Origin of the sequence: Pseudonocardia sp. ICBG1142, from assembly GCF_020496255.1 — a bacterium.
Lineage (GTDB): Bacteria > Actinomycetota > Actinomycetes > Mycobacteriales > Pseudonocardiaceae > Pseudonocardia.
In genome coordinates this window covers 25,589-31,588 of record NZ_JAHLJC010000010.1, presented here as the reverse complement: position 1 = coordinate 31,588, position 6,000 = coordinate 25,589, and the positions used below count along the sequence as shown (strand labels likewise).

The window sequence follows — 6,000 nt, the reverse complement described above, 5'->3', positions numbered from 1 at the left end:
GCGGCGTAGGCCTCGGCGACCGCCGTCCCGGCGGCGCGGGCGGGGCACTGCGGCGTCCAGCTTCGAGACCGGCGCGGACCCGGCAGCGCAGGTGGCGCGTCGATCCGGCCGAAGCACGCCTGAACGGGGCGCTGAGACCGCTCGACGACACCGGCCACCGCGGGTACGGGCCCGCGGGCAGCGCTGTCGTGCCGCCCGTGCCACCCAGAGCGTTCGTGCGCCTCGCCAGCGAGAGCAGCCCGGCCGGGCTCGGGGCCAGCGCGGTCGGGATCGGCCCGCAACGCCGCGCCGCGCGCACCTCCACGGCCGCTGCAGCGAGCGTGACCGCGGCGACACCAGGGTGGCAACGGCGCGCGGGCCGGCGCGCCGGTCCCGCGGCCGGGTCCCGGCGGCCCGGGCTCCACCGTGATGATCCACTCCTGGGGCCGTGCGGACATCCGACTCGCCAGCGCCCCAGGGGCCTGCGTCAAGATCGCTCTACAGGTATCGGGACCAGCACCTTTGCCGCGTGCACCGTTCGCCGTGCAGCGGCACAGAGCGACCTGAACAGCACCAACAACAGCCACACTGCCGAAGAGAATCCCCTGGTCAGAGCGTTGTCACTCGACCGCTGCGGCCAGTGTCTGCTGTCGCCAGCCACTCAAGATCGTTTCATTGCGGCGTTTCCGCTGGTCCCGATACTTGTCGACACCTACTCGCCCAGGCGCGTGAGGGAGGATGGTCCAGGCGAAGAGCTCGGTCCCCGCGGCGCGCGAGCGAACATATCCCCAGGTCAGGGGCGCGATCCGAGCGGGGCGGAGGCCTGGTCGGCGCCGCGTAGCGACCCACGGGACGATCATGAACAAGGCTGTTTCCGCTGGTCCGGCTACGTGTCGATATCCACTCGCAGGAGTGTTCCGGGAGCGAGCGCCCAGGGAGGGAGGTGTTCAGCACGGTCGACCTCGACAGGATTCCCCAGGTCAGGGGCGCAATCGTGACCAACAGGGAAGCCCCGGAAGGGGGCCGCGGCGAGGCAGAGGTTGATCATGCGCCGGGGTGTTTCTGCTGGTCCCGGCGCTTATCGAGGGTGTATCGCGCCAGTAGGTGGGAGAGGTCGTCGGTATCGATGACGCGGCGGAGGCAGCTCTGGTTCCGGGGGAATCCGCAGGTCAGCGCCCCCGCCAGCTATCCCGAGTTGCCCTGGGAGCAGCTCCGGCGCGACCACGTTGTTGATCGAGAAGTGGGGTGTTTCCGCTGGTCCGGGTGCTTGTGGGTGGCTGTCTGCGGCATCCTGGCGCCGTCGACACGTCGGGTCTTCGGTGTTGAGGCGGGCGTTCCGGTATTGGCCGGGCTGCCCGGTTCCTTCGTGGCGGTTGTGTCCTGGCTGTGGTCTGGTCGGGGACGTTCACCGGCGGTGACGGACGGGCCTGTAGTGGGCGCTGAGGGCGTCTGTGACGGCTTCAGGTGACGTCGGTGGTCGTGGGCAAGTCGACCCGGACCGGAGCCCGCTCTGGCGGGCGAGGACCGGAAGCGGCGCGGCAGCTCCGTTCGTGCGTCTCCAGAGCCGCCGGACGGGCGCGGGTGCTGGTGTTCAGCACGACGTCCCGGCAGCGGCGAGTCGTCGGGAACGGCGGTCTTTGAGCAGAGCGGTGATGTGGTCGCGGGCGGTCTCCCGGGTGCTGGTGCTGGCGGTGTCGTGGTCGGTGACGAGCCCGGTGAGTAGCGCGTGCCGGTCGCGGGTCTGGTTGCGGGCCAGGGTGGCGCGGGCCTCGGCCTGTTGCTGGGCGTCGGCTCGCAGGGTGTCGACCGCCAGCTGGGTGTGGCCGTAGGGCAGCCGCTGTGCGGCGGCGTGGCCGTGCCGGGCCGCGAGGTCGGCCCGCTGGCGGGCGTCGACGTGCGGGGCGGGCAGGGGCCCGCACGGGCCGGTCCAGGGCGCCAGGCGGTGGCGTAGCCACGCCGATGGCCAGCGCACCTGCCCGGCGGGGCAGCGTTCGACGGGCCGGGACGGGCCATCGAGGGTGGGCTGGTGGTGAAGGGCGTGGCGTAGGTCGTTGTTGGTCCACCCGGCCCGCCAGAACGGCTTCACCTGGGCGCGGATTGCTCGCGGTGAGAGCTGGGCCAGTAGCGGGTCATCGCGCAGCTGTCGTGCGGCGGCGAGCATCCCCCCGCGGCTGGTGGGCACTCGGTCATCGAACCAGTCGCCCCACCGTCGTCCCTGACGGGGCGGCTCCGGACGGGTCGGCTGCGGGCCCCGCGTAGCGGGCCGGGGCCGGGTTCGTTGGCCGCTGTGGATGATCGTTTTCGCGCGCGTGTGAACAGAACTCTTACCTGCGGTAAGAGTAAACCCCGTTGGGGTCCAACTTTCGCCGCGCAACGATCTGTGAGAGGGGGTGTTGGTTGTGGTGTCGGGGGTGATGTCGCCGGTCTCGGTGAGCGGCCGGAGGTCGTCGCGGTGCGCGGCGGTGTTCGACTCGGTGATCGCGTGGTCGGGCAGGTGGAGTTGGTAGACCGCTGCGCGGTTGCCGTGTCGTCCGTGGAGCATGCTCTGGATCGGGCCGCGGTACTGCGGGGTCGAGCCGGGCTCGACGAGGATCAGCCAGTCGAACTCTTGGAGCTTCGCCAGCCAGGACGCGACCGAGGACCGTGACCACCCCGAGGCCTGCTGCAGACGCTTCCAGGTGGGCCAGGTGAGATGGTCGGTCCAGTCCGCGCGGCGGGCGAGCTCGGCGAGCAACGGCTCCAGGCGTCGGCGGACATCACGGCGCAGCCGCTGCCACCAGGCCGACGCGTGGATAGCCTCACGCCAGTCCTGCGCGGTCCGCGGTAACCCCCGGAGTGCCGCAGCGGCGGTCTCGGCGTCGCTCCGGGTGGTCGTGTCGTCGGTGATCGAGATCCAGCACGGGGCGCAGACGATCGAGTCGAGCACCGTGTCCCGGGGCTGCCCGGAACGGCGGACGCAGTGCGTACACATCCGCGCCGTCGGCGGCGGGGCGGTGTGCAGCTCGTCGGCGGGCGGCCAGTCTGCGGTGCTCATTGCCATGGCCGTGGCGGCCAGCTCACCCTGGTCGAGCCCGCCCAAGGGCCAGAGCCCGGCATCGAGCCCGGCCCGGACCGGACACCCACAGACATCCCGGTCGCACCCGTCTGGGGGCGTTGCTGTCGTGCCGGGGGCCGCGCTATCGTGTAACCACGCATCCAACGCGTGCTCGCTCCTTCAGGGATGGGGGGGCTGAAGGAGCGGAGCGGGAACTCCGTTGTACTTCCGTTGTAGGGCCCGGCCGAGAGGTCGGGCCCTACTTCGTTCTGAAGCACATACTGCTGCTGATGCTGCTCCAGCCCGCCATATCGAATTGAGATCGTGGGACGACCAGCATCTGGCTGTCGCCCTAAGCGGTCTAAGCGGTCTAAGCGGTCTAGGTGGTCATTCGTCGATCCTTCGTCTGCGCTGAGGGAAGCGGCTGTCCGGCGGTCCCGGTAGCCAGGAGAGCCAGGAGAGCCAGGAGAGCCAGGAGAGCCAGGAGAGCCAGGAGAGCCAGGAGAGCCAGGAGAGCCAGCTCACTGTCCGATCCTGCCAGACCCGGCTACTGGCCCGGTCGGCGGCTGCTCTTACGGGCGTGGCGGCTGTGTCGGGGGCTCGCCGGGCCCGTGGTGTCGGTCGCAGTCGTCGAGGTCGTCGAGGTGTTCGACGCAGTCGTCGAGGATCGCCTGGGTGGTCCGGACATGCCACGCCGCCGGCGCCTGGTCCTCTAGGGTCGCCCCGTAGGGGTTGCGGACTTTTTCTGCGGCGAGTGTCAGTTCCCGGGTGGCGGTGAGGATCCTGTCCCGCAGCCAGTTCTCCTGGTCCACTCCGTCACGCCCCGAACGACGGACCGGCCGCGGCGGGACGAGACCCGGCGGCATCCACTGCCGCCCGAGATCAGGCTCGTCGGGGGGCGAGGCGAACATCGAGACCTCCGGGGAGACAAAGCGCGACGATTCCTCGATGCGGCTCGCCCTGCGAGATCCGCATCATGGTGTTGGCGTGGCGATCGTGCACGCCTGTGCACGGGCTGTCAACACCGCTATGCTCTGCGTGGACGTCGCACCGCCCGGCAGTGGTCGGGGATGGGGGGAGTGATCCGCAGTGGGGACCGCCGGGCATGAACGAGATGCGGCAGAAGCCAAGAAGCTAGCCAACAAGATCAACTTGCTGTTTGACACGGTCTACGATCGCGCGGTGCGGGACAGGCCGTACTCCACGGAGGAGGCGGCTCAATGGCTCCATGAACACGCCGATGAGGGCCCAACGATCAGCCCAAACTACCTTCGAGCCTTGCGTCGTGCGGCTCGTACTAACCCAAGCTCAAACAGTTTGAGAGCTATTGCTCGTTTTTTTAAGATCGATCCAGGCTACCTTTTGACCGATGATGCGCATACTGAAGAGCTAAATCAGCAGCTGCATAGTCTCCGACTTCTTGCTGACGCAAGTGTTCGTGGAATCGCTGCGCGCTCGGCGTCTTTAGATTCGGCGACGCAGGCATGGGTTTTACATATGCTGGACACTCTTCCGCGTCGTGGCGAGCGGCCAGACCGGGGGTGGGAATCAGGCGCTACTTTCCCGAGTAGGAAATCGAAATGAGCTGCTGCTCCTGAACCATCGCTGGCTATTTGCTCGGAGATGAGCGTGCCTGGCGGCGGGGGACTGGTGGTGAACTTCCAGAAGGCAGCGCGGGGATGTGGTGAGGGTGGATAGAGCGTCGCGAACAACTGCTGAAGCGCTGGATTACGCGATGAGGATGCGCCCACACCTTAAAGGAGTCGACAGTAGAGGAGAGTTTCTGGCAACGGTCGTGGTGGCCGGAAATCCCGAGTTCGAAGGTTCTGCACTAAGCTCAATCACAGATCTACTCGCTGGCGACTCTCTCGGTGCTCTCCCTCGGGGATTCCTGGCGGCGTTGGCCGCCGCCCTGAAGGTTCCTGAAAGCTACTTTTCCGACTGGCGAGTTATGACCAGTGTTGATGTAGCGGTCGCGTGTGGGACGGAGCTCAATAAGCGAGGCGCGTCTGTCATCGGTCCCTGTCGCGTGTCTTCGCGGGGACCGTTTACGCGAGCAGTGATGCACTGCAAGTGGCTCAATGATATCGCACTAGATCCCAGGGCGGATATAAAAGATCCGACCGATCCTGAACGGGCGAGGGATGAAGGTCGAAGTATGAGGCGCCCGCTGACTCCGCGAGAGCAGTGCGGTCGCCTTCTGTCGGAGCTGGGACTCCGGCCGCCGTTAACACTGGCAGAGATTGTATCCGCAGTCGAACAGCGTGTGCAGCGAAGAATTCGGCTGGAACCCGAGCGTCTCCCGCTAGGCGGGCTGTTCGGCTGCACACATACTGAGGGCGATCTGGAGAGAATCCAGTATCAGGCCCTCGCACCGGTATCGCAACAGACCCTCATCATTCTCCATGAGTTAGTGCACTTACTTATGGGGCATCCGCGCAATGCCATTCCATTGGATATGACAGTGCTGGTGGAACATTTCACTGAGCTACGCGGCCTACTCCACCTGGTCGCACCTCAGGAGGGTAGTTTCCTGGAGTCTCCTGCTAGTGCGGTTATCAGACGCACTCGTCCAGGCCTGCTTGACGACTTTCGGGCTTTGCTCAACGAAGCGTTCGACAGCAGGAGTGCAAGCCCGCCCACTCTCGGAGGTGTTTCCGTTGCATTGTATGACGACTACAATGAGTGGCAGGCGGAAACCATGGCGACGATTATGCTGGAATGGATTGAAACGGGAAGCAAGAGACGGGCTGCAGGCAATCGCTCCAGGAGAATTCTTGAGAGCCTGGGAGAGCCGGAGCGATGATAGAGGGTGATGGGTTAGGGGCGCTAAGGAAGCTCATCGACTGTTGACAAAGTATCCGGTACTAGCTCATACTGATTTAGATGCGTATAGCGCGAGCTGCCGAGTACATGGGCATGTCGGTGGTGGGTGTTCGGAAGGCTGCCCGAGAGGGTCGGCTGCCGTGTCGAGTTTCAGCCTCTGG

General features: G+C 66.4%; 3 protein-coding genes. 1 reads left to right on the top strand and 2 read right to left on the bottom strand.

The genetic code is table 11. The annotated features are described in order from the left end of the window. Positions 1-1,570: 1,570 nt before the first annotated feature. Together KPL59_RS11435 and KPL59_RS11430 are read right to left on the bottom strand one after the other, a co-directional pair. Positions 1,571-3,013, bottom strand: coding sequence for a hypothetical protein (locus KPL59_RS11435; RefSeq protein ID WP_226360774.1), 1,443 nt, complete (start codon positions 3,011-3,013; stop codon positions 1,571-1,573). Between the two features lie 572 nt (positions 3,014-3,585). Next, on the bottom strand, positions 3,586-3,924 hold the full coding sequence (locus KPL59_RS11430) for a hypothetical protein (protein WP_226360773.1): 339 nt from the start codon (positions 3,922-3,924) through the stop codon (positions 3,586-3,588). A 1,247-nt stretch (positions 3,925-5,171) separates the two neighbouring features. Between KPL59_RS11430 and KPL59_RS11425 the strand changes: the two genes are divergently transcribed. After that, positions 5,172-5,819, top strand: coding sequence for a hypothetical protein (locus tag KPL59_RS11425; protein WP_226360772.1), 648 nt, complete (start codon positions 5,172-5,174; stop codon positions 5,817-5,819). The last annotated feature ends 181 nt before the right edge of the window (positions 5,820-6,000 follow it).